The sequence below is a fragment of the Testudinibacter aquarius genome (assembly GCF_004342725.1).
GTDB classification, from domain to species: domain Bacteria; phylum Pseudomonadota; class Gammaproteobacteria; order Enterobacterales; family Pasteurellaceae; genus Chelonobacter; species Chelonobacter aquarius.
On record NZ_SMCP01000002.1, the window covers coordinates 89,901 to 112,166 of the forward strand.

Sequence of the window (22,266 nt, forward strand, 5' to 3'; positions counted from 1 at the left end):
TTAATGAAGGATATTTGACCTAATGAGCAATACCATTTTACACCATTCCCCTCTGTCTAGTGCTGAAGGTGTTAAAAACGCAATTGTACAAAAACTAATCTTTTCCATTGGCCGCGATCCGGGTGTTGCCAGTCAACGTGACTGGTTGAACGCCACTTTATTGGCGGTTCGTGATTTGGTTTCAGAAGGTTGGCTGAAAACACAGCGTGCCACCCAATCACAAAACTGCCGCCGAGTATATTATCTCTCAATGGAATTTTTAATGGGTCGCACCCTGTCTAATGCGATGCTAGCCGAAGGCATTTACGATGTGGTACGAGAAGCGTTGGAACAATTAGGTCTGAATTTAGAAGACGTGATTGAAAAAGAAGTGGATCCCGGCTTAGGCAACGGGGGATTAGGTCGTTTGGCTGCCTGTTTCCTCGATTCCATTGCTACCTTAAATTATCCCGGTATGGGCTATGGTATCCGTTATGAATACGGCATGTTCCGCCAAAAAATCGTCGATGGTCAACAGGTAGAACGTCCGGATGCTTGGTTGGAAAAAGGTGTACCTTGGGAGTTTATTCGTCCGACCAAGCGCTATAAAGTCGAATTCGGTGGACGCATCTATTTTGAAGGCGACAAATGCCATTGGGTCGATACCTCACAAATCGTTGCCTTGGGTTATGATCAAATTATTCCGGGCTATGAAACCAACATGGCGAACAGCCTGCGCTTATGGTCAGCCCATGCTGGCGATGTGTTTGATTTAACCAAGTTTAACCGCGGTGACTATTTTGCTGCAATGGAACGCCAAAACAGTTCTGAAAATGTCTCACGCGTGTTATATCCGGATGATTCAACCTATGCCGGACGTGAGTTGCGTTTACGCCAAGAATACTTTTTGGTTTCCGCCTCCCTGCAAGACATCCTAAACCGCCATCGCTGGGAACACAAAACCCTCACTAATCTTGCTGATAAAGTGGCGATTCACTTAAATGACACACACCCGGTACTGGCGATTCCGGAATTAATGCGTATTCTGATTGATAAAGAAGAGTTTAGCTGGAAAGCTGCGTGGGAAATCACTTGCAAAGTATTCTCTTACACCAATCACACCTTGATGAGTGAAGCGTTGGAAACTTGGCCGGTTGATATGATGGGCGCTATTTTGCCACGCCATTTACAGCTTATTTTAGAGATTAATGAACACTTCCTGGAGAGTATCAAATCTTATACCGAAAAAGATCCGGATTTAATCCGCCGAGTTTCATTAATCGACGAAAACGACGGACGTAAAGTGCGGATGGCATGGCTAGCGGTGGTCGCTTCACACAAAATCAACGGCGTAGCAAAGCTGCACTCTGACTTGATGGTGAAATCCATTTTTGCTGATTTTGCTAAAATTTATCCAGAACGTTTCTGCAATATGACCAACGGAATTACTCCACGTCGCTGGATCGGCGTTGCCAATCCTGGTTTATCCACGGTAATCGACAAATATATCGGTAAATCATGGCGTAAGGATCTGAGCCACTTAGAACAGCTGAAACAATATGCAGATTTCCCAAAATTTATGCAGGAAGTGCGTGAAGTGAAAAAAGCCAATAAAGTCAAATTGGCAAACTATATCGCGCACAACTTGAATATTGTGGTCAACCCTGATGCGCTGTTTGATGTACAAATCAAACGAATTCACGAATATAAACGCCAGCACTTGAATTTGCTGCATATTATCGCCCGTTATAATGAAATTCTGCGTAACCCGGAAAAAGACTGGACACCACGGGTGTTCATTATTGCCGGTAAAGCAGCATCGGCTTATTATGCGGCAAAACAAATTATTCGTTTAATCAATGATGTAGCAAAAGTGATCAACAACGATATGCGAGTGCACGACAAACTGAAGCTGGTTTTCATTCCGAACTACAGCGTCAGCTTGGCACAATTGATTATTCCGGCAGCTGATGTTTCTGAACAAATTTCGCTGGCGGGTACTGAAGCTTCCGGCACCAGCAACATGAAATTTGCCTTGAATGGCGCGTTAACCGTCGGTACTCTGGATGGCGCCAATGTCGAGATTTTGCAGAATGTCGGTGAAGACAATATTTTCATCTTCGGCAATACCGTAGAACAAGTGGAAGCATTGCGCCACAAAGGCTATCAACCGTCAGCCTATTATGAAAATGATCCGCAATTGCGTGAAGCCTTGCAACAAATCACCAGCGGTGCGTTTAGCCCAGAAGAACCGGGACGCTACCAATCATTTTCACCACTGAGTGATTACTATCAAGCCTTCGCAGATTTCCGCAGCTATGTTGAAGCGCAGCGGGAGATTGACAAAGTGTATAAAGATCAAAATCTTTGGGTTGCCAAAGCAATTCAAAATATTGTGAATATGAGTTATTTCTCCTCTGACCGTACCATCAAAGAATATGCTGATCAGATCTGGCATTTACAGCCGGTAAAACTGTAACCTCGTTCTAGTAAAAAAATGCCCCGTTATTGCAGAATAACGGGGCATTTTTATGAAGAGAAATTATTTGCGCTGATAGTACGCAGTAAATGAGGCTTTATCAATCGTGTGTGCATTAACCAAGAAACCACCAAGTGCGGTCGTGGTGTTTTCGTCTACAGCCAGCTTTTCAGTATTCAGCGCATGCACAGTGAAAATATAGCGGTGAGCATCATCTCCCTGCGGTGGGCAAACGCCGCCCCAACCGTGATAACCATAATCCGTTCTCAATTGAAATGCGCCTTGCGGCAAATTGGCTTGATCAGCCGCACCGGCATTGGCGGCTAAACCACTGGCTGTTACCGGAATATTAACCACATACCAGTGCCAAAAGCCGGAACCTGTCGGCGCATCGGGATCATACACCGATACTGCAAAACTTTTCGTGCCTGCCGGGGCATTTTTCCAGTGCAGTTCCGGTGATTGATTATTACCACTGCAACCAAAACCGTTAAATTCAAAATCAGCCGAAATGCTGCTATTCGCTTGAATTTGCGGACTGCTGAGTTGGAAACTGTTATCGGCTTGGGCGCTAGCCGCAACCGCACTGACGATTAATGTTGAAGCTAATTGAGATATTTTCATTTTAAAATCCTTATAAACGTGAATAAGGAGGCTATTTTGCTGCAATACCGTCAAAGCCACTATCCGTTTTAGTGCAATATTTAGCTGTATTCAGTCATTTTATCGGTTTTGATCATCGACGGTAAAAGATCAAAGCGTTTCTTAAACGCAGCACTGAAGCGGCTTTGTGAATGATAGCCGCACAACTGAGCAATGTCGGCAAGGTTTTTTGAGGTGCTGAGAATCAATGAAAGTGCGGTATCCAAGCGTAAATCTTGCAACCATTGCCGAAAATGCGTATCTTCACGCAGCAAGCGGCGTTTCAGTGTACTTTCACTCACGTGAAAAGCAGCCGCAATCTCGCTTAAACGCCATGATTTTGCCAAATCATTTTCCACCAGATACTGCATTTTCTCGGTCCAACTGAGTTGTTGGGGCGAGGGAAAATAGATATTTAATTCAGATAATTGCAGCAATAGCTCCAATGTGCGGTGCTGTTTAACTTGATCGCTGAGATCTGGGTCTTGCAGGCTGAGCCATGTCCGCTGAAAACACTCAAATAAGGTTTTTGAATGGCAGCTGATACAATCTTGGGTTTTAACCGGTTTCATCTGTGGGTAATAGCGATAAAACAGTTGTAAAGTATCCGGCGATAAATTGATGATATGCGAACAGTAATAGCCTTTGCCCAAGGTATTGTTGAAAATGTCCCAGTGGCTGTCTTTTTGCAGGATAAACAGCTCGTTTTCCACCACATCGTGCGACGATTGATTACGCAAGAAGGTTTTGCGACCGCTCTTTATCAGCCCAATCATCGGATAACGAATATGTACATGCCGCATTTTGTGATCTTTATCGGCAGCCAATTGTCGGGCATTACTGAAGCTGATGGCCGGTATCATCATGTTATCTTGCTCCGCTTGTCCTCAAGTCTACAGCAATTTAACCAAACGGTTTAAATCGCTTTGAATCGCACCGGCAGTCATTGCCGGGCCCGAACTGGGACCATGGATAACCAACGGTTTATCTCGATACCATAGGCTACGAATTAAATAGTGATTTTCACCGGGCAGTGTTTGACTGATCAGATCGTCCGGTTCCAACTGCTCCAAACGTACGGTGGACTGCCCGTTAGCATTAAAACGGGCGACATAACGCAGCGCCATACCGTCTTCATGTGCGTCCTGATAACGTTGCTGCAAGCGCTGACTGAGCGGCTCCAAGCGTTCAAAAAATTCACTTAGCGAAAATTGTTCCGCATCTGCGTCCAATAACGATTCGACTTTAATTTGCTGCGGATCCAGATCATAACCCGCACTTCGCGCCACAATCACCAATTTCCGCATCGCATCGGCTCCGCTCAAATCTTCGCGCGGATTGCGTTCGCTTAAGCCCTGTTGCCACGCTTGTTCAATCAATTCCGGAAAACTGTAAATATGCTGCTCATATTGCGAAAACAACCACGTCATCGTGTCAGAAAATGTGCCTTCCACCGATAAAATCGTATCACCACTCTCGACCAAATCACGCAAAATCGTATTCAGCGGTAAGCCGCTGCCAATCGTGGCATTATAAAACCAGTAGCTGCCCGATTGGCTAAAGGCATTTTGCAAGGCATGAAACTCACTCAAGGGAAAAGCCGCCGCGCGTTTATTGGCGCTGATCACATGGAAACCATGTTTGGCAAAATTCATATAATGTTTGGCAACTTCGTCGCTGGCGGTAATATCCAGCACCACCAACTCATCAAACGGGTGCCCGCTCATCCAGTTGATCAGCTGCTGCGGCTGCAACTCTTGCGCCGACTGGGCAAATGCTTCGTCAATCGAACGCTGCTGCAACTGCGGAATCAGCCCTTGATAACTGAGCCAGCCCTTGGTGCTGGAGACCATACCGATCAGCGTAAAATTGAATTTGCTGCGTGCTGACAGCTCTTCGCGACGTTGGCGGTAAAGCTCAATCCAAGTTTTGGCAATAGAACCATTACCCAATACTACCAAACCAATGCTTTTATGCGGTCGAAACAGATCATCATGTACATTGCGCAGCAACTCGCGTCCGACTTTTTGCCGTAAAATGGCAACCACACTGATCTGTTCCGGTGATTGCCAGATAAATTCAACCTGTTGTGTTTTCAACATCTGTAAAAAGCGCATCATCTGCAATGAATTACGACAAACGCCATAGCCGACAATTGCCAACAGTGCCATATCGTAACGCACAAAAGAGGATTCAACGGCCAAAGGCAACTGTTTTAGCTGAAGATAAATATTATCTAAATATTCAACCGGATAAGCGAGCTTTAACAATCGCTGTGGTCGATCCAAATTGTGCGCCAATGGCAGTAACTGTTGCTGTTCCAGCCATTGAAGTGCGGTTTGTTGCCATTGATCCAGCGGTTGCGTCGGTGGAATCAGCAGCTCAATCAATCCAATTTGGTTGTGACGGGTCACGATTTTGCCGTTTTCACTGGCAGTCAGGGCATGTTCAATTCGGGTAGAACCATTTTCCGGCTGTAAACTGCTGCGCAGCAACAGGCTGAGTGAGTGGCTTTTGACCGGCTGCAAGGTTCTGGCGTGCAACACCGGCGCGGCTAAACGCGACAGCTCACTAGCTTCGTCCAATCGCAAAAATGTTAATAAATTGGCATGATGAATCTGGTGCGGATCGGCGCTGTAAACACCGGCGACATCGCTCCAAATTGTCACTTTGCTCAGCTCTGCCAATGCTGCAATCTGGGTCGCGGAATAGTCGGAGCCGTTACGCCCCAACAAAACCGTTTCTTTCGCCCTATTTTGACAGATAAAGCCGGTGATAATCAGGCGTTTGCCCTCTGCCTGCGCCAAGTACGGTTGCAGTTTGCGGCGGCTAGCGGCAAAAGCGACCTGCGGCATGACCGCTCTTTCGGCATACATAAACAGTCGCGAATCTAAAAAGCAGCTCTCAATTCCCACTTGGTTGAGGTACGCACTGACCAATCTTGCAGTCCAAATTTCGCCATGTCCCACTACTTCAGCATAAATCGCTTCACTCCATGGCTTATCCAGCAACGAAGAGAGCGATAAAATATCTTCCAGAAACGGCTGCGAAACTGTTTCGGGGGCATTAAGCAGTTTGTTGGTTTGGGTTAGATATTGAAATTTGATTTTTTGCAATTGCTGGTTGGCGCTGACCGGATCGCTGCTTGATAGCGTGACCCAACGAATCAGATTATCGGTCATATCCCCCATTGCCGAAACAACGATCAAATCCTGCTGTTGACTATATTTTTTAATTAATTGTGCGACATTGCGGATACGCTCGGCATCAGCCAAACTGCTGCCGCCGAATTTGTGCATCTCTCTTGTCGGATTTGTTTTCATCACACGCTCCGTTGATCAGCCCGAATCGAGGGGAAAGTCTAAAGGGGGAAATATACGTCGCTCATTTTAACAGTTTTTTAGCGCTATCAAAATTAAATGCCCGATTTTTTGGCAGTCTTGACGTCCAGATTGTTATTTCTGCATTTTTTGTTAAAATAGCCAAACTTTCTCTAAGGGTTATACAACAGGGTGAATTATGGCGGAGTGGGACGGAAAATATATCAGCCCGTATGCAGAGCACGGCAAAAAAAGTGAACAGGTCAAGAAAATTACAGTGTCGATTCCGATCAAAGTGCTGGAAATTCTCACTAACGAACGCACCCGACGTCAAATCCGCAATCTGCGCCACGCCACCAACAGCGAGTTGCTGTGCGAAGCCTTTTTGCATGCCTTCACCGGACAACCACTACCGACCGACCACGATCTGATGAAAGAACGTAGCGATGAAATTCCGGAAGATGCCAAAGTGTTAATGCGCGAGTGCGGTATTGACCCGGACAGTTGGGAATATTGATCCTACTTTAATAACGGTGTAACAGATAACACCGATTGGGTATCAATGACTTGAAACAGAAAATCAATATTCGGGTGTTTACCCGGATTTTGTTTGGCATCAACCACATGTTCCGCAAACAACGCCAACCCCAGCTGCGCCGCTTGTGCATCAAGCTGCTGAAAACGTTGGGCAAGGGCATAGTAAACTCGTAGCGAACCGAGTTTGCCAACAACCGCCGGAATATGTCGAACCAATTCCCCTTGCGCATTGAATATATCTAAGCCGCTTAAATGATCGACACTGGGCAACGTTGCCAGATTTTGTTGAAAAGTCATCCAAATTCCTCTTATTAACAATTAGGGTCTACTGATAAAGCGCGTAGCGAAATTTCACCAATCGCAAAGCGCTGTAGTTGCTGATCGGCAGTTTTTAGCAGCAATTCGCCACTTTGTGGATCAATCCCACAACAAATGCCGGAAATCGAGTGCTGCTCTAGCAGCAAGGTGATCGGCTGCTGATAAAAATGGTCATAGTCCTGCCAACGTTGCAGATAGTGGCTGATATTCCCCTGTTCTATCTGTGTAAAAGCACGCTGCAAATGATTTGCCAAGGTTGCAACCAAGTGGTTGCGTTCAATCCGAACCGCACTTTCGCTCAAATTTGCCCAAGCCTGATCAATTTGCAGCGCAGCGCTGGTTTGCATAGCCAAATTCAAGCCAACACCGATCACTAATTCCTGTGTTTCAGTGCTGAAACGGCGGCTTTCGATCAAGATGCCGCCTAATTTACGCCCATGCAGATAAATATCGTTTGGCCATTTAATGCTGATCCCTTGCACCCCAAGCGCCACCAGCGTATCGGCAATACAAATCGCCGTGACCAAGCTAATCGCTTTCAGTTGTTCCGGCGCTTGTTGAAAATGGCGTAATAGTGAAAAATAGAGATTTTGTGCAAACGGCGAATGCCACACACGCCCACGCCGTCCGCGTCCGGCAGTTTGCATTTCCGCGGTACACACCGTGCCAGACGGCAAACTTTTGTCATTCAGCAAAAATTCATTGGTCGAATCCAGACAGCGAAACACCCGTACCGAACCTTGTTCCAACATGCGGTTGATGACTGTTTGATCCAACAAATCCAGCGGACGGGCAAGCTGATAGCGCTGTTGTGCATCTTGCTGTGGCTGCAAATGCCATGCTGCTAATTGCTGCAAAATCGCACGCTGCTGTTCAGCCGGCATCGGCATTAACAAGTGCGGTTTACCGTCGGCAAGTAATCTTAAAACCGACTCCAGTAGCGTTTGATCTAACATCAGCTGATCGCCTGTTCACTGTCGATTTCACCATTGGCATCAAAGAACCGCACTTCGGGCTGTAGCGCTACCCTAAATTTTTGCAACACCTGCTGACGCACATAACGTGCCAATTCCAGTACGTCTGCGGGCTGAGCGTTGTCACGGTTGATCAACACCAATGCTTGTTGCCGATGTACCGCGGCGCCACCAATTTGATGCCCTTTCAGCCCACATTGATCAATCAACCAGCCGGCTGCCAATTTCACTGTACCGTCGGTTTGCGCAAACGCCGGCATCGTCGGATACTCCGCTATCAGTTGTTGATATTGCGCCTGACTGACGCTGGGATTTTTAAAAAAACTGCCGGCATTGCCAAATTCGTTCGGATCCGGCAACTTGCTACGCCGCACCGCACAAACCTCATCATAAATTTGCTTAGCACTGACGGTTTGTGGATCAAGTTGGGCAAGTGAGCCGTATTGAAGTTGTGGCTGCCAGTGTTTTGCCAATTTTAAACCGACAGCAACAATCGCATAGTCTTGGTCGTAAGGCGCATGTTTGAACAGGCTATCGCGATAACCAAATTGGCAATCTGCTCGACTGAAACGTTGTATTTGACTGCACTTCAAATCCAGCACTTCAACGTATTCGCACACGTCTTTAAACTCTACTCCATAAGCCCCAATATTTTGAATCGGCGCACTGCCGACACAGCCGGGAATCAACGCCAAATTTTCTAAACCGTCGTAGCCTAATTCAACGCAACGAGTGACTAATTGATGCCAATTTTCGCCACCACCCAGATGCAGATAATGGTATTCGCTGTCTTCACGGTGCTGAATACCGAGGATTCGATTGAGCAGAACCACACCGTTAAAATTTTCTAAAAACAGTACGTTACTGCCTTGCCCGAGCAATAAACGTGCTTGTCCGGCATATTGCTGCCAATATTGCAACAATTGCCCAACCGAGCCAATTGCTATAATCTGATTGGCTTGTAGCGGTAAGGCGAAAGTATGAAACGGTTGTAAATTTTGCATAAAATCTCTTCGATAAATAAATAAGGGTTTGTTGCAATACGATCATTGCGCTTAGTTTACTGATCAAACGACGATGAGCAATCAGAAATTTCAGATAAATCACGATTGCACTGTCGCAGAGGCTGCAGGAATGGATATAATAAAGCCACTAAACATAAAAATGGATAAAACGCGTGCAAAAATATCGTGGTGAACTGATTCTTTTGGTGGTGAGTATTTTAGCCGCTTCAGGTTGGCTGTTTTCCAAATATTCGCTGATGGCACTGCCGCCGGCAGGCTTTATCAGTGTGCGTTTTTTGGCAGCTGCATTGTTGTTTCTCCCCTTTGCCTACCCGCAACTGCGCCGTCTTTCCAACGCACAACTTAAAAGTGCGGTCACGGTCGGCGCTGCATTCAGCTTGAACCTGTTTTTGTGGGTGCAGGGCATGAGTTATACCGAAAATATGGGCGAAGGTGCATTTATCGTCAGCCTATCGATGCTGCTTGCGCCGCTGGTGTCTTGGCTGGTATTCAAACACCGTCCGCAGCGAATGTTCTGGTTTTGTTTGCCACTCGCTGCCGCCGGATTGTTTTTGCTGGCGTCCGGCAGCGGTTTACATTTATCGTTAGGCAATCTGCTGTTTCTTTGCTCCTCACTGGCTGCAGCAACTTCTTTTGTACTGAACAACCAATTCTCCAAATCGATTCCCGCGCTACCTTTAACCACCATCCAACTCAGTATGGTCGGACTGTCTTGCGGACTGTTTTCACTGGCGTTCGAAACTTGGCCTGACTCCGTTTCCTTGACCACTTGGAACTGGGTTGCCGCCAGCGTGCTGATTGCCACCGGCTTCCGTTTTCTGTTACAAGCCATCGGGCAAAAACATAGCCAAATCACCAACGCCGCAATTATTATGATTCTAGAACCCGTCTGGACATTATTATTGAGCGTCAGCTTGTTAGGCGAAATCATCACCTGGCAAAAAGGCTTGGGCTGCATGCTGATTCTAACCGCACTTTTTGCCTATCGCCTACAACCACAATTGCGCTATCGGCTGCTGTTGTGGCGCAAAAAACAGTGGCGCAAACAAAAGTGGCGCAAGCAGAAGCAACACAAAGTGCGGTTACGCTAGCCATAACGAACAGCATAACGACTTGCCATACCGCACTTTTAGCACTCAGTATAATGGCTTGCCGGTTTGTGCCTAAGTTATCCTTAATTGTTACCAAACACCACTTGCTCAAAGCGCTGTACATAATCCGCAATCTGCGGGCGGGTGTTGAGGTAATCGCTCAACGCCGAATCAAAGCTGTTTACCAGCCAGTTGGCAAACAGCCCGGCGATGGTGGCGTCGATGCCGGTGGGTTTGCTGCCGAAGAAAAACGCATTGTCGCCCATATAGCCCAGCAACGCCTCAATATCGGCTTGGGCGAAGGCATAAATTTGCGCTTGCGAATGCCGCCCGATGCCGTGGCCGTGTATTTCTTGGCGCACATTTTCGCGCATGGCCGCGGCAATCGCGGCTCTCATCTCCTCAGGCGCGCCGCCGAGCATGGTGTTCATCAAAAAATGCTCACCGGCGGGATCAATAAAACGGCTGTAAACACCTGCCCAATAAGTGCGATCTTCCAACATCACCCGAAAAGCGTGGCCGATGCTCTGCTGTTCGGGCGTTAAAGTGCGGTCAACATCCAGCGCAAAGCGCTGCGTCAAATATGCTTTAATCAGCTCGCTGTCGGCAATCAACCGTTCGCCGTCTTGCAACACCGGCACTTTGCCGTTGGGCATATTAGAAAAATCGGTCAGGTATTCCAGCGTATAATCCGCCCCGGATAAAGCCAGCAGCGCTTCGGCTTTGTAGGCAAAAGGGGAAAATGAGCGGCAATTTGCCGTGCCGGGGGTGGTGTAGAGTTTAAGCATTTTGGTTGTCCTATTGATGAAATTCAGGCTATTTTACGCTGTTCAAATGACAAATCGAACGGGTTAAAATGAATAATCAATCGCCAAAAATGGAAAGCCAAATGAACCTAAACGCCGTCAAACTCTTCACCGCTGTGGTGCAACAAGGCAGCCTATCCCCCGATATTAAGCTGCATATTTTGGCAAGCAACCGCAAGCTGGATTTGCTTACAGACAGCATCGGTTTGAATCAGGCAATGCCCGCAACCAACACCGCACGCCCTTGGGTGACGGCAATCCGTTGCGATTTCACCGCGGCATATTCCGCACCGTAATACCAATTGCGGGCGGCTTGCATATCGGGGAATTTAATCACCACCGAGCCATCGGCAGCCGCCCCTTCCAGGGCCTCGATTTCACCGTTGAATACGATGATTTCGCCATGGTGTTTGGCGAGCGTGGGGGCGGCCACGGCGAGATATTCGTCGTAGCCTGCCCGGTCGAGCATATTGTCGCGGATAAAGATAACGTAAGCGGACATTGGGTTTTCCTTGTGTGGTGTGTATTAAAAATAACCGAAGGTTTGAAACTTCGGGCCGTCTGAAACAGCGCCCGTTAAAGTGCGGTTTCAGACGGCCTTTTGTATGCAAAGTGCGGTGGTTTTTTATCAAATTTTCAACAAATCGAACCGCACTTAAATCACTTTCTCCCACAGTTTATCCAATTGCCGTTCCATATCCGCAAGCGGCCAGGTGCAGCCGTGTTGGGCCAGTTGAATAGACGGTTTGGTTTTGCCGTGGAAGTCGCTGCCGAAAGTGGTGAACAAGCCGTTTTGGGCGGCGTCGTTCAAACTTTTTTGGATTTGTTCGGGGCTGTGGTAGCTGCTGAAGGCTTCTATGCCGTCTATGCCCGTTTTGATGATGCCGTCGAGCAGGTGGGCTTTGCCTTTCAGGTTCATGTGCGGGTGGGCAAGCACCGCCAGGCCGTTGTTTTGGTGGATGATGTCCACGATTTTCTGCATGGCCGGATAGTGTATCGGCGCATGGCAGGGTTTGCCTTGGGCGTAAAAATCCCAATAAAAATTGACGAAAGGGTTGCTGCTGCGTTCGCCGCCTGCCCGGTAAGGCTTGAGCAAGGGGTGGTCTTGATAGGCGGGGTGCTCCAGCAAGAATTCGGCAAACATTTCACCCGTCCAGGTTTCCGCCCAATAACGCCCCGCTGCCAATGCCTGCATATCGCTTTCTTGCACGTCAAAGCCCAAGGTTTGGGTTTTCTCCAGCATAAGATACGCGGCTTGGCGGTCTTGGGCGCGGACGTGGTGTTCAATGGCGGCAAAATCGCTGTTGCGGTAGTCGATGCCGTAGCCGAGCATATGGAAACCGCTGTTTTCATACATGCAGTCGATTTCAATGCCGGGCAGATAGCGGATGCCGTGTTGTTTGGCGGCGGTGATGGCTTCTTCGGTGGCGGCAACGGTGTTGTGGTCGGTAATCGACATCAGGCTGATGCCGGCGGCGGCACATTTCGCCGCTAAATCGGCCGGGCTGAAATCGCCGTCGCTGCTGTATAAGCTGTGCATGTGCAAATCAATCATTGGCCGCCTCCGTGCACCAGTTTGTGCAATTCCTGATGAACATATCGGCTAAAGCGGTAAATTTCTTCTTCCGCCTCACGTTTGGAAAAGGTTTCATACGCCCACCAGCCGTCAAATCCGGTGGATTTCACCGCATCCACCCATTCTTTGATCGGAATCACGCCGTCGTAAAAGCCCGCATCACGGAAGATTTCTTCACACGGAATTTGTTCGCTGCGTTGGCGGGAATTGCAGATATGCACGCCGAGAATGTGCCGTTTATCCATCTTGGCCAAAAACTCCGCATCCAGGCCTGCGATGTAGTTGTGATAAAAATCCACCACCACTTTCAGATTGTCGCGTTCGGCCTGCTCAATCAGCGGAATGCCTTCTTTCAATGAAGGAAAGCTCGTCCAGCACAGCGGCTCGAAAAACAAGCTCAGCCCGAAATCTTTCGCCAAATCCGCCAACGCCTGCATATTTTTCACCGTCAGCCGTTGCTGCTCCGGCAGCGGCAAGCCTTGCAAACCCATATAGCCTTGATAGGGCAGATTGTGGCGGAAACTTTCCACCGCACGCCAATCCACCGGGCCGTTTAAAATCTCCACCGCCTGACCGCCAATCGCCGCCGACATTTCAAACAGCTTTTCCGCTTCTTTCATCATCACCACAAAATCATGCCCTTGGCGTTCGATATCCGACAACCAGCCCACCGATGAGATTTTGATGTCGCCCAGCAAGGCTTTGACATCTTGCGGCGTGTGTCCGGCATTGAAAAAATAATCCAGTTGGACTTTGGTCGGCTCGATGGCATCAAACCCCGCCATTTGTGCTGCCTGAATATAAGTGCGCAAATTCGCGCGACCGACCACCGAGCTTTGCAGCGAGAGTGCATTGGCTTTCATAGAACTCCTTATATGTGTTTAATTGTCTGATTGTCAGAATATAGACTTGCAAGGCTTGAAACAATCAGATTTCAGACTTAAACTATTTGAAAACCGCCCAAAGTGGCATTATTTATCAGAAGAGGAATCTATGGGACTGAGCCAATGCGGATTAAACCTCAACCGCCGCCAGCAGGAAATGCAGCCGCACGGTACGGAAGCCTTTCCTTGTGCCGCTTATTTTGCCCATTACGGCGTGGAAACCGATGCCGTAATTCCGTGGCATTGGCATGAAGAAATTGAAGTGCTGTATGTGAAAAGCGGCGTGTTGAATGTGCAAATCCCGACCAAGCACTTCCGCCTGAGCCAAGGCGAGGGCTTTGTCATCAACAGCAATGTGCCGCATTATGCTTGTGCCGATCCTGCCTGCGAATTGCAATCGCTGCTGTTCCACAGCCGCCTGATTAGTGGCGCTGCCGAATCGGTATTCGCCGATAAATATATTGCACCCTTATTGGATTGCAGTATTTTTGACGGCTGCACGCTCAACGAGGTTTCGGCAGACAGCCCCGCGCATTTTCAGCAAGCCTTTGACGCTTTGGCAGACGAACCGTTCGGCTTTGAATTTACCGCCCGCCACCACCTTTCCGCCTTGTGTTTGGCGTTATACCAACGTTTCCAACACAAATTCGCCCAGGATAACGACAAACCAAACCAAGACAACCGCCGTATTCGCAAAATGCTGGACTACATCCATGGCCATTTTGCACAAGACATCAAACTTGCCGACATCGCCGCCGCTGTCGACATCGGCGAGCGCGAAAGCCTACGCTGCTTCCAACGCACGCTGCAAACCTCGCCGATGCAATACCTGCTGAAATACCGCACCAACCACGCCGCCGATTTGCTGACCAACCAGCCCGCCAAAAGTATTGCCCTGATTGCCACCGAATCCGGCTTCGACAACCCGAGCCATTTTGCGCAAATCTTCAAACGCTTTTATCAGCGCACGCCGAGGGAGTATCGCAACACAGTGCGGTGAGGTTTTTTTCAATAACAAAGGCTGCCTGAAAACATTTTTCAGACGGTCTCGGATTCAAAGTGCGGTCATCACCGTCCAAGCTACCATTTCGCCAATATAGTGGCTAACGCCTGCGCCACTTTATCCGCCATTTCTGCCGCCGTGCCTTGCCTGCCGCGTCGTATCCATTCGTCGAGCGCACCAAAGCACACGCCCATATTCAGGGAGTGGTGATAGGCGGTGTGGTTGTCCGACTCGGGCTTTGCGCCGCAGCACTCACGGATAAAAGCTAAAAAAATATGCGACAAATCATTTTGATACAACAAATCCACGATTCCGCCTTTTTGTTCCACAAAAGCAAAAATCGCCATGAATAATTCCCGGTGGTTGGTTAATTGCCCGCTTTGGGCGGTGCGGTAAAAATGCTGTTCGATATCGCTGCGCAAGGCTTTGATTAAAATATCTTCTTTGCTGCTGAAGTTGCGGTAAAACGACACGCGGCTCACCCCGGCGGTTTGGGTGATTTGGGTGATGGTGATGGCGTGAAAGTCATAGCGTGCCATCAGCTCAAGCAGGGCTTGGTTGATGCGGTGTTTGATGGTTTGGTTTAATGTGGGTTTGCTCATGTTACAAATCTGCCGATGTGTTTCAGTTTTGATTTTTTGCTTGTTTGGGTGCGCTGCAATCATTAGAATTCGCATTGTTACAGATGTATCACTTTTTAACAAGCTTTTTAAATCATGATGTTGGAAGGATTTTTTATGCAAATGATCAGCCGTTTTTTGATGATGTTCGCCCTTGTCGGCAGCCTGGCTGCCTGCGGCAGTATGGACAGACAGCAACGCAATATGGTCGCCGGGGCGGTGATCGGCGGTGCCGCGGGGCATTTGATCGGCGGCGACACCGGCGCAACATTGGGCGGGGCGGCATTGGGCGGGGTTATCGGCAGCCAGATGAATAAAAACGATCAACGCTACTACCGCTAAGCCTGTATTTTCAGGCAGCCTGAATTTTGCGGATAGGTTATGACTTTTACCCCATCAAAAATCATCACTTTAATCATCGTCGCCATTGCAGGCATTGTGCTGGGGCGTTTGGCGGTGCGTGTCTTTTTGAATGTCCTGCTGGGCGGCACGCTATTCGGGGGCAATTTTTTATGACGGCAAAACTAAAATGGCTTGCGCTTGGTATGCTGGTGTTTGTGGTGTCGTTTGTCGGGTCTGCGGCAGTCAAGTTGCTGCACAACCCGCTTGCCAGCCAATACCGCATAGATTGGAATGAGCAAATCGGTACGGTACACGCCGACATCGCTTACGGCAGCGGCGGCCAGCATAAATTTGATCTGTATCTGCCTGCGGTCAAAAAAGACACTTACGGCTTGGTGGTGTATCTGCACGCAGGCGGCTTTACCAGTGGCGACAAGGTGGACGACAGGCAGATGTTGCAATGGCTGGCCAGCCAAGGCTATGTGGCGGCGGGGGTTAATTACACTTTACGCAATGAAGCCAACCCCACCGCCAGTGTGGACAGCATGAGCCAAGAGATCAAATCCGCCATCCCCGTGATCAAACAATACGCCCAAACCCAAGGCTACACGCTCGACCGCATGGCGGTTGCGGGCGGCTCGGCCGGCGGAACGCTCGCGCTGATTTATGCCTACCGCGATGCCGACACCTCGCCGATTCCGGTCAAAATGGTGTTTGAAATGGTCGGCCCCGCCAGTTTTTATCCTGAAGACTGGGGCATTTACGGGGTGGACAACAATCCACAAGCCGCCGCCGGGCTGTTTTCGGTGATGTCGGGCAAGACAATTACGCCTGCCATGCTCGGCACGCCTGCTTTTGATGATGCGGTGAAAAACATTTCGTCCGCCATGTGGGTGAATGCCGACAGCGTGCCCGCCCTGATTGCTCACGGCAGACACGATAAAATCGCCCCGTTCGCTTCGGTGCGCCATTTAACCGATGCCTTAAGCCGACACGGCATTGCCCACGACTTTATCGAATTTCCCCATTCCGGGCACGGTTTGCAAAATGACGACAAGCAGTATCAGCAATATATGCAAAAAGTGATACAGTATTTGACAACGTATTTATCATCCCCTTAACCGATGTACAAAAGGTCTGACCTATGAAAAAAATCATCCTCACCCTAACCGCTGCTGCCGTGCTGGGCTTGCTCGGTTTGGCAGGTTGTGCAGGCTTGGGCAAAGCCATCGAACAAGCACTTGCCATCACCGATGAAAAAATCACTCAAATCCAAACCACGGCTCCGCTCGAAAAACAATACAGCCAAATGGGGCGATACGCCGTGGCATCCGCCAAGTTTGACGCACAAGACAAGGAATTAAAAACCTACACGGTTTATTATCCGCAAACGGGCAGCAATTACCCTTTGATTGTGATGGCAAACGGCTCCGGCACCCCGGTTTCCAAATATGAGCCGGTGTTAAAACATCTGGCCAGCCATGGTTTTGTGGTAATTGGTTCGGAAGAACTCAGCTCGTGGCGTGGTACGGGCGCGGCCAAGTCTTTAGACTTCGCCCTTGCTCAAAACCGAAACCAAAACAGCGTGTTATTTAATAAAATCAATGCCGATAAAATCGGTGTATCCGGGCATTCGCAAGGCGGTGCCGGTGCCATCAATTTGGCCATGAAACAGCCGAACAGCCACCTTGTCCGTTCGCTCTACACCGCCAGCACCACCCGTGGCGAAGGCGAGATGAACTTGTTTGATTTTGCCCCTTGGCAAGTGGATAAGCCGTATTTTGCCGTGACCAGCAATGGCGCGTTTGACAAAAACGCCGCACCGATCAGTAAAATGCAAGATAATTTGCGAAAAATGCCCAGTACCAACGCTGTTGTTGCCGAACGCAAAGGGCTTGACCACGGCGCCATGCTGTATGCCGCCAACGGCTACATGACCGCTTGGTTTTTATACACGCTGAATAACGATGCCCAAGCCAGACAAGTTTTTATAGGGCAAAACGCCGAACTCTACCGCAATGCCAACTGGCAGAATGTGCGCGCTAAAAACTGACACCAATACGCCATTAGGATAACCTGATGAAACCGATGAAAAAAACCATCACCACCCTAAGCGCCGTCGCCTTGCTGGGCTTGCTCGGTTTGGCAGGCTGCCAAGCCCTCGAACAAGCCTTTGCGGTTAAAGTAGAAAAAATCACCCATGTGCAAACCAACGCCCCGTTGGAAAAGCAATACAGCCAAATGGGCCCATACGCCGTGGCGGTGCAGAAATACCCGGCTGCAAACAAAGAGCAGGATTATTTCACCGTGTATTATCCGCAAACAGGCGGCCAGTATCCCTTGATTGTGCTGGCAAACGGCACCGGCATGAAAGTGTCGTCATACGAAGCAGTGTTGCAACACTTGGCCAGCCACGGCTTTGTGGTCATCGGTTCGCAAGAAGGCACATCGTGGACAGGCAGCGGCGTGGCAGGCAGCTTGGATTTCGCCTTGTCGCTGAATCAAAACAAAACCAGCCCGCTTTATCAAAAAATCAACCCGGCTAAAATCGGCGTCTCCGGGCATTCGCAAGGCGGTGTCGGTGCGATTAATGCCGCGACCACACAGACAAACAGCCGCCTTATCCGCTCGGTCTATACCGCCAGCACCACCCAACACCGCTTGGCACGGGATTTAAACTGGGATTACGACATCAGCAAAATCAACGTACCCTATTTTGAAACCTCCGGCACCGGCGTTTTTGATGCAGGCAAACCCGATGAAACCGCAGGCGGCATCGCCCCTTTGAGTTCGCTCAAAAATAATTTTAATAAAATCAGCGGACAGGCGGTAATTGCACAGCGTAAAGGTGAAGACCACGGCGCCATGCTGTATGTGCCAAACGGCTATATGGCGGCATGGTTTTTATACACGTTGAATAACGATGCTAAAGCCAAACAAGTGTTCGTGGGGCAAAATGCCGAAATCAGCAAAAACAGCAATTGGCAGAATGTGCAAAGCAAGAATTTGCGTTAATTATTGTTCGTTAATCAAAAGCCCTGATAAATCAAATGTAAAAAAGGCACAAGTTGTAAACTTACGCCGTCGGTTTTTTTGATTGAATGGATAGGGAAATGCCGCCCAACACCGCACTTTGCTTTGGCAAAAATGCTTTTCAGGCAGCCTGATTATTGATCAGCCCTTAAAATTTCTGCGTTTCTGTAATATAAGTGACCGCCACGTTTTCAGCAAAATTCGGCACATCGTTATAGGCTTGTTGTCCGATTTCGGAAGCGAATGCAGCTTGGGCGTCTTCAATCGAATCGAACCACAATTCAGAAAACCCATCAATCGGCGAATCGGGATATTCGCGGCGGTCAATCGGATTGACCACATATTTACGCAGGTTGGGCAGTTTGGTGGTGATTTTGGTGTGGACATTGTGCCAATAATCGACGAATTCTTCAAAGCTCATATCGGCTTTTTTGTAGATTAAGCCGACATGTTTAAAGGCTTGCTTTTCTGACATATTTTGTTCCTTTTGTTGTGGGGTGAATGTTTGGGTTGGTTCAGGCTGCCTGAAAATGAGGCATGATGTTTTCAACAAAATCCTGCATCAGCTCCACCGCGGGGCGGCGGCTGGGTTTGAAATTCACGCTGACGTGCGCCACGCCTTGCGCTTCTTGCTCTTGCCAAAATTCCACCAATCCTTTCGAACCGCCACGCAAATAGGCATGGTTGAACAAGCGGACGGGCTCATGCGCGTTTTCGCTCAGTTCGACAAAGATACCATAGCCAAACGGTTTCCATGTTTTGCCGTCGCCCAACTCGCGCAGCTGCTTAAGAATGCTGCGCAATTGTTCGGGGGCAACGCCGTGCCAAATCCACGCATCGGCTTGATTGGCAAACCAGCTGATTTCCTGCCGCGCCCGTCCGATTGCAATCATCGGCAAGCGCCCGTGTACGGGCTTGGGCACAAGGTCAAGATTGCCGGTGAACGAGCCGCCGAGCCGGTTGTGTTGCACGGGGAATTTCTGCTCGCTCAAGGTGCGGATAATTTGCCAATTTTCACGAAAACGCTCGGCGCGCTGGTCAAAATCTTGTTGAAATACAGGATATTCTACAGGACGGTCGCCACTTGCCAAGCCCAAAATAAAGCGTCCGCCGCTCAACTGGTCGGCCGATGTGGCTTCTTTGGCGGTTAAAATCGGATTGCGCAAAGGGCTGACATAGCCTGCCGTGCCTATGGCAATCCGCTTTGTCATCGCTGACAAATAGCCAAGCATAACCGAAGTATCATATGCCTGCCCCACATCGCCAAAAGCGGGATCATACAGCGGCACATCACGCACCCACAATGCCGCCACACCGCCATCATCAGCCATTTTTGCCATCTGCCCCATGCTTTCTAAATCGGGAAACGGGCTGTCGGGATAGGGCAAAAACGGGGCAATCACGCCCAAGGTCAGCCGGTTTGGCACAAATGTGCGTGAAAATCCTGCATGGTGTTGCAGATAATCCGGTAAAACCAATGTATTCATCATCAAGCCTTTTGTTTCGTATTTTTAGTGCTTTGAATTATATTAGAATAATTGTAGAATTTGTTTCCCCAATATGGCGAATAAACGGCACGAAACAAACCCTATAAATAAGGTAAACGCAATCATGGAAATGAATAATCTGAACGATATGGCGGCATTTATCAGCAGTGTTAAAAGCGGTTCGTTTACCAAAGCGGGCAAACAAATGGGGCTGACACGCTCCACCATCGGCAAGCGCATTGCCAAATTGGAACAACGGCTGAATGTGCGGCTGCTCAACCGCAACACCCGCAACCTAAGCCTGACCGATGAAGGGCGGTTGTTTTATGAGCGGTGCGTTGCCGTGCTGGAAGAATTGGAAAATGCCGAACAGTGCCTGGTGCAACGCAGCATTATCCCCGGCGGCAAGCTTAAAATCAGTGCGCCGGTAACGCTGGGCAGATTGGCCGTGGCGCCGCTGGCCATTCGCTTTATGCAGCAATACCCGCAGCTTGAAATTGAATTGTCGATGTCTGACCGCTATGTGGATTTGGTGGAAGAAGGCTTTGACGTAGCGGTGCGGGTGGGCACGCCCAACCCCGACAGCGGCCTACTAGCCCGCACCATCGGCACACAACGCATGTTGACTTGTGCTGCGCCCGATTATTTGCAGCAACACGGCGAACCTGGCAGCCCCGACGATCTGGCCGCGCACGCCTGCCTGCATTTTATCCACAACGGCCGCATCTCGGCGTGGCAGTTCCGGCAACACGGCAAACCCCTCCGTTTCAGCGGCAGCGCACGCTTTAGCGCCGACCACGGCGAAACCTTAATATCGGCCGCCGTTGCCGGGCTGGGCATCGTCCAAATGCCGCATTATCTGGTCAACCACGCCATCGCCAGCGGCGCACTGCAAGCGCTGCTCGCCGATTTTATGATCGACGCCATCCCGATTCAGGCGGTTTACCCCAGCCGCCGCCAGCTTTCGCCCAAAGTGCGGTTGTGGATTGATTTTTTGCGGGATAATTGGGCAGATTAAGGCTGCCTGAAGAGGAAAAGTGCGGTTTTAACCTTGCAAGCACACCGCACTTGGTTTATGTTGGCTCGAGCAGCAGGCGCACCGCAACAGGTTTATGACGTAACGGCATAAAACCCCTAAAGGTAATGACAAGCAGGACAACATATCATGAACATCATAACCAAATTTCAAGAAATTATAGCCATCCAGCCAAGCAACGCGGAAGCCTCAAGCGGCACATTGAACCCGCCAGTTTCCGATAACGAGATTCAAAAAATCGAAAACCTGCTGCAAGAGTCCTTACCGACGGAAATAAAAGCACTTTATTCGTTTGCCAATGGGCAAAATGATGATGGAAACGGCATATTCTTCGGCGACAATTTTTGTCGTGCCGATGAAATTATTCAACAATTGGAATTCAGCCGCAGTTTAATCAATCCGGAAACAAAGACCATTGCCAATCCCGAGCAATCAGAGCAACTGATCCGGCAAATTGTCGATTTTTATGTCGGCAAAGCACCCAAACATAAACTTTTCGGACTGCAAAAGAGTTGGTACAAAATTGCATTTGAATGCGGCCCTAATCGCTTTGGCGGCCCTTATATTTATGCAAGCGAAAATACGACAGGGAAAGAACGAAAAATTTTAGAAATAGACTTTAAAGAATTAGACAACGTTTCAGAAATAGTGAAAAAACTGCACGAATTAGAACAACCGGCTTATAAATGGGACGAACTAAACTTTGTGGTTTACTCAAATGGAAAATATGAAGTAGAACGCTCGGCTCACGATTTTGACAATCAAATTTCGTTTACATCAACCCCTAAAAACGCAATTCGGAAAAAATATTTTCATTATAAATGGTTGCCTATATTTTCAGACGGTGGCGGAAATTACTTGGGAATCGACCTGGATCCGGATACAAAAGGTAAAAAAGGGCAGGTAATCAACTTTGGGCGTGATGAAGAAGACATGTTTGTATTGGCACAAAGTTTGGATGATTTATTTGACAAGATACTGGTCGCACTGCACAAGGCTGAAAATGGTTTGCTGCATTCTGAAGGGCATTTACACGAAACGTTGAAAGAGCTGGCGAACAATCAGCCTGCGTTGGGTGGCGCAAGCAGATAGAGCTTGTTGTTTTTATAGAAAA

The 22,266-nt window shown here is 48.8% G+C and carries 24 protein-coding genes; 11 read left to right on the forward strand and 13 right to left on the reverse strand.

The features are described from left to right. The first annotated feature begins 22 nt into the window (after window positions 1-22). The gene (glgP, locus tag EDC16_RS02190; RefSeq protein ID WP_132964975.1) at window positions 23-2,458 is read left to right on the forward strand and encodes a glycogen/starch/alpha-glucan family phosphorylase; all 2,436 of its coding nucleotides are present in this window, start codon (window positions 23-25) and stop codon (window positions 2,456-2,458) included. Window positions 2,459-2,521: 63 nt separating this feature from the next. Here the strand turns inward: glgP and EDC16_RS02195 are convergent, their stop codons facing one another. From EDC16_RS02195 to metL, 3 genes are all read right to left on the reverse strand, one after another. Then, complete coding sequence (locus EDC16_RS02195; protein WP_132964977.1) at window positions 2,522-3,082, reverse strand: YbhB/YbcL family Raf kinase inhibitor-like protein; 561 nt, start codon at window positions 3,080-3,082, stop codon at window positions 2,522-2,524. Between the two features lie 80 nt (window positions 3,083-3,162). Further along, entirely contained in the window at window positions 3,163-3,966 is an 804-nt protein-coding gene (locus tag EDC16_RS02200) for a helix-turn-helix transcriptional regulator (RefSeq protein ID WP_132964980.1), read from the reverse strand. Between the two features lie 27 nt (window positions 3,967-3,993). After that, window positions 3,994-6,423, reverse strand: coding sequence for a bifunctional aspartate kinase/homoserine dehydrogenase II (gene metL / locus EDC16_RS02205; protein WP_132964982.1), 2,430 nt, complete (start codon window positions 6,421-6,423; stop codon window positions 3,994-3,996). 196 nt (window positions 6,424-6,619) lie between these two features. On the opposite strand from metL, the gene metJ reads away from it, so the two are divergent. After that, window positions 6,620-6,937, forward strand: coding sequence for a met regulon transcriptional regulator MetJ (metJ, locus tag EDC16_RS02210; RefSeq protein ID WP_132964984.1), 318 nt, complete (start codon window positions 6,620-6,622; stop codon window positions 6,935-6,937). Window positions 6,938-6,939: 2 nt separating this feature from the next. On the opposite strand, the gene EDC16_RS02215 is transcribed toward metJ, so the two are convergent. From EDC16_RS02215 to murB, 3 genes are read right to left on the reverse strand one after another with little or no spacing between them, the layout of a single operon-like run. Then, the gene (locus EDC16_RS02215; RefSeq protein ID WP_132964986.1) at window positions 6,940-7,254 is read right to left on the reverse strand and encodes a DUF2322 family protein; all 315 of its coding nucleotides are present in this window, start codon (window positions 7,252-7,254) and stop codon (window positions 6,940-6,942) included. Window positions 7,255-7,268: 14 nt separating this feature from the next. Further along, window positions 7,269-8,231 carry a biotin--[acetyl-CoA-carboxylase] ligase gene (locus EDC16_RS02220; protein WP_132964987.1) on the reverse strand — a complete coding sequence of 321 codons (963 nt, stop codon included), beginning with the start codon at window positions 8,229-8,231 and terminating at the stop codon, window positions 7,269-7,271. Beyond that, the gene (gene murB, locus EDC16_RS02225) at window positions 8,231-9,253 is read right to left on the reverse strand and encodes a UDP-N-acetylmuramate dehydrogenase (RefSeq protein WP_132964990.1); all 1,023 of its coding nucleotides are present in this window, start codon (window positions 9,251-9,253) and stop codon (window positions 8,231-8,233) included. Before murB ends, EDC16_RS02220 begins: the two co-directional genes overlap by 1 nt. 173 nt (window positions 9,254-9,426) lie before the next feature. Between murB and EDC16_RS02230 the strand changes: the two genes are divergently transcribed. After that, window positions 9,427-10,365, forward strand: coding sequence for a DMT family transporter (locus EDC16_RS02230; RefSeq protein WP_132964992.1), 939 nt, complete (start codon window positions 9,427-9,429; stop codon window positions 10,363-10,365). An 83-nt stretch (window positions 10,366-10,448) separates the two neighbouring features. On the opposite strand, the gene EDC16_RS02235 is transcribed toward EDC16_RS02230, so the two are convergent. From EDC16_RS02235 to EDC16_RS02250, 4 genes are all read right to left on the reverse strand, one after another. After that, the gene (locus EDC16_RS02235) at window positions 10,449-11,153 is read right to left on the reverse strand and encodes a glutathione S-transferase family protein (protein ID WP_132964994.1); all 705 of its coding nucleotides are present in this window, start codon (window positions 11,151-11,153) and stop codon (window positions 10,449-10,451) included. 229 nt (window positions 11,154-11,382) lie between these two features. After that, window positions 11,383-11,673 (reverse strand): DUF1330 domain-containing protein, encoded by a 291-nt coding sequence (locus tag EDC16_RS02240; RefSeq protein ID WP_132964996.1) that lies wholly within the window; start codon window positions 11,671-11,673, stop codon window positions 11,383-11,385. Window positions 11,674-11,826: 153 nt separating this feature from the next. Beyond that, window positions 11,827-12,726 (reverse strand): PHP domain-containing protein, encoded by a 900-nt coding sequence (locus EDC16_RS02245; RefSeq protein WP_132964998.1) that lies wholly within the window; start codon window positions 12,724-12,726, stop codon window positions 11,827-11,829. After that, complete coding sequence (locus EDC16_RS02250; protein ID WP_132965000.1) at window positions 12,723-13,610, reverse strand: sugar phosphate isomerase/epimerase family protein; 888 nt, start codon at window positions 13,608-13,610, stop codon at window positions 12,723-12,725. The genes EDC16_RS02245 and EDC16_RS02250 overlap by 4 nt, the downstream gene beginning before the upstream one ends. A 130-nt stretch (window positions 13,611-13,740) precedes the next feature. Between EDC16_RS02250 and EDC16_RS02255 the strand changes: the two genes are divergently transcribed. Continuing rightward, entirely contained in the window at window positions 13,741-14,631 is an 891-nt protein-coding gene (locus EDC16_RS02255; protein ID WP_132965002.1) for an AraC family transcriptional regulator, read from the forward strand. An 80-nt stretch (window positions 14,632-14,711) separates the two neighbouring features. Here EDC16_RS02255 and EDC16_RS02260 read toward each other — a convergent pair whose 3' ends face one another. Then, complete coding sequence (locus tag EDC16_RS02260) at window positions 14,712-15,236, reverse strand: TetR/AcrR family transcriptional regulator (protein ID WP_232517221.1); 525 nt, start codon at window positions 15,234-15,236, stop codon at window positions 14,712-14,714. Between the two features lie 135 nt (window positions 15,237-15,371). Between EDC16_RS02260 and EDC16_RS02265 the strand changes: the two genes are divergently transcribed. The 5 genes from EDC16_RS02265 to EDC16_RS02280 are packed head-to-tail and all read left to right on the forward strand — an operon-like array spanning window position 15,372 to window position 18,611. Continuing rightward, a complete protein-coding gene (locus tag EDC16_RS02265) occupies window positions 15,372-15,596 on the forward strand; it encodes a glycine zipper 2TM domain-containing protein (RefSeq protein WP_132965004.1) in 225 nt (74 codons plus the stop codon). A 39-nt stretch (window positions 15,597-15,635) separates the two neighbouring features. Continuing rightward, entirely contained in the window at window positions 15,636-15,770 is a 135-nt protein-coding gene (locus tag EDC16_RS12890) for a hypothetical protein (RefSeq protein WP_255296787.1), read from the forward strand. Further along, window positions 15,767-16,717: an alpha/beta hydrolase gene (locus EDC16_RS02270; protein ID WP_132965006.1), complete on the forward strand. Its 951-nt coding sequence runs from the start codon at window positions 15,767-15,769 to the stop codon at window positions 16,715-16,717. The genes EDC16_RS12890 and EDC16_RS02270 overlap by 4 nt, the downstream gene beginning before the upstream one ends. 23 nt (window positions 16,718-16,740) lie before the next feature. After that, window positions 16,741-17,649: a poly(ethylene terephthalate) hydrolase family protein gene (locus EDC16_RS02275; protein WP_132965008.1), complete on the forward strand. Its 909-nt coding sequence runs from the start codon at window positions 16,741-16,743 to the stop codon at window positions 17,647-17,649. Window positions 17,650-17,675: 26 nt separating this feature from the next. Next, window positions 17,676-18,611, forward strand: coding sequence for a poly(ethylene terephthalate) hydrolase family protein (locus EDC16_RS02280; RefSeq protein WP_132965011.1), 936 nt, complete (start codon window positions 17,676-17,678; stop codon window positions 18,609-18,611). A 166-nt stretch (window positions 18,612-18,777) separates the two neighbouring features. Here the strand turns inward: EDC16_RS02280 and EDC16_RS02285 are convergent, their stop codons facing one another. Together EDC16_RS02285 and EDC16_RS02290 are read right to left on the reverse strand one after the other, a co-directional pair. Further along, window positions 18,778-19,104, reverse strand: coding sequence for an EthD family reductase (locus EDC16_RS02285; RefSeq protein ID WP_132965013.1), 327 nt, complete (start codon window positions 19,102-19,104; stop codon window positions 18,778-18,780). 40 nt (window positions 19,105-19,144) lie between these two features. After that, window positions 19,145-20,116 (reverse strand): TIGR03571 family LLM class oxidoreductase, encoded by a 972-nt coding sequence (locus tag EDC16_RS02290; RefSeq protein ID WP_132965015.1) that lies wholly within the window; start codon window positions 20,114-20,116, stop codon window positions 19,145-19,147. 124 nt (window positions 20,117-20,240) lie between these two features. On the opposite strand from EDC16_RS02290, the gene EDC16_RS02295 reads away from it, so the two are divergent. Both EDC16_RS02295 and EDC16_RS02300 read left to right on the forward strand, forming a co-directional pair. Further along, the gene (locus EDC16_RS02295) at window positions 20,241-21,134 is read left to right on the forward strand and encodes a LysR family transcriptional regulator (protein WP_132965017.1); all 894 of its coding nucleotides are present in this window, start codon (window positions 20,241-20,243) and stop codon (window positions 21,132-21,134) included. Window positions 21,135-21,281: 147 nt separating this feature from the next. Then, on the forward strand, window positions 21,282-22,244 hold the full coding sequence (locus EDC16_RS02300; protein WP_132965019.1) for an SMI1/KNR4 family protein: 963 nt from the start codon (window positions 21,282-21,284) through the stop codon (window positions 22,242-22,244). Window positions 22,245-22,266: the final 22 nt, after the last annotated feature.

Coding starts and splice junctions, on each gene's coding strand:
- glgP (WP_132964975.1), top strand. CDS start 23: ATGAGCAATACCATTTTACACCATTCCCCTCTGTCTAGTGCTGAAGGT.
- EDC16_RS02195 (WP_132964977.1), bottom strand. CDS start 3,082: ATGAAAATATCTCAATTAGCTTCAACATTAATCGTCAGTGCGGTTGCG.
- EDC16_RS02200 (WP_132964980.1), bottom strand. CDS start 3,966: ATGATGATACCGGCCATCAGCTTCAGTAATGCCCGACAATTGGCTGCC.
- metL (WP_132964982.1), bottom strand. CDS start 6,423: ATGAAAACAAATCCGACAAGAGAGATGCACAAATTCGGCGGCAGCAGT.
- metJ (WP_132964984.1), top strand. CDS start 6,620: ATGGCGGAGTGGGACGGAAAATATATCAGCCCGTATGCAGAGCACGGC.
- EDC16_RS02215 (WP_132964986.1), bottom strand. CDS start 7,254: ATGACTTTTCAACAAAATCTGGCAACGTTGCCCAGTGTCGATCATTTA.
- EDC16_RS02220 (WP_132964987.1), bottom strand. CDS start 8,231: ATGTTAGATCAAACGCTACTGGAGTCGGTTTTAAGATTACTTGCCGAC.
- murB (WP_132964990.1), bottom strand. CDS start 9,253: ATGCAAAATTTACAACCGTTTCATACTTTCGCCTTACCGCTACAAGCC.
- EDC16_RS02235 (WP_132964994.1), bottom strand. CDS start 11,153: ATGCTTAAACTCTACACCACCCCCGGCACGGCAAATTGCCGCTCATTT.
- EDC16_RS02240 (WP_132964996.1), bottom strand. CDS start 11,673: ATGTCCGCTTACGTTATCTTTATCCGCGACAATATGCTCGACCGGGCA.
- EDC16_RS02245 (WP_132964998.1), bottom strand. CDS start 12,726: ATGATTGATTTGCACATGCACAGCTTATACAGCAGCGACGGCGATTTC.
- EDC16_RS02250 (WP_132965000.1), bottom strand. CDS start 13,610: ATGAAAGCCAATGCACTCTCGCTGCAAAGCTCGGTGGTCGGTCGCGCG.
- EDC16_RS02255 (WP_132965002.1), top strand. CDS start 13,741: ATGGGACTGAGCCAATGCGGATTAAACCTCAACCGCCGCCAGCAGGAA.
- EDC16_RS02260 (WP_232517221.1), bottom strand. CDS start 15,236: ATGAGCAAACCCACATTAAACCAAACCATCAAACACCGCATCAACCAA.
- EDC16_RS02265 (WP_132965004.1), top strand. CDS start 15,372: ATGCAAATGATCAGCCGTTTTTTGATGATGTTCGCCCTTGTCGGCAGC.
- EDC16_RS12890 (WP_255296787.1), top strand. CDS start 15,636: ATGACTTTTACCCCATCAAAAATCATCACTTTAATCATCGTCGCCATT.
- EDC16_RS02270 (WP_132965006.1), top strand. CDS start 15,767: ATGACGGCAAAACTAAAATGGCTTGCGCTTGGTATGCTGGTGTTTGTG.
- EDC16_RS02275 (WP_132965008.1), top strand. CDS start 16,741: ATGAAAAAAATCATCCTCACCCTAACCGCTGCTGCCGTGCTGGGCTTG.
- EDC16_RS02280 (WP_132965011.1), top strand. CDS start 17,676: ATGAAACCGATGAAAAAAACCATCACCACCCTAAGCGCCGTCGCCTTG.
- EDC16_RS02285 (WP_132965013.1), bottom strand. CDS start 19,104: ATGTCAGAAAAGCAAGCCTTTAAACATGTCGGCTTAATCTACAAAAAA.
- EDC16_RS02290 (WP_132965015.1), bottom strand. CDS start 20,116: ATGAATACATTGGTTTTACCGGATTATCTGCAACACCATGCAGGATTT.
- EDC16_RS02295 (WP_132965017.1), top strand. CDS start 20,241: ATGGAAATGAATAATCTGAACGATATGGCGGCATTTATCAGCAGTGTT.
- EDC16_RS02300 (WP_132965019.1), top strand. CDS start 21,282: ATGAACATCATAACCAAATTTCAAGAAATTATAGCCATCCAGCCAAGC.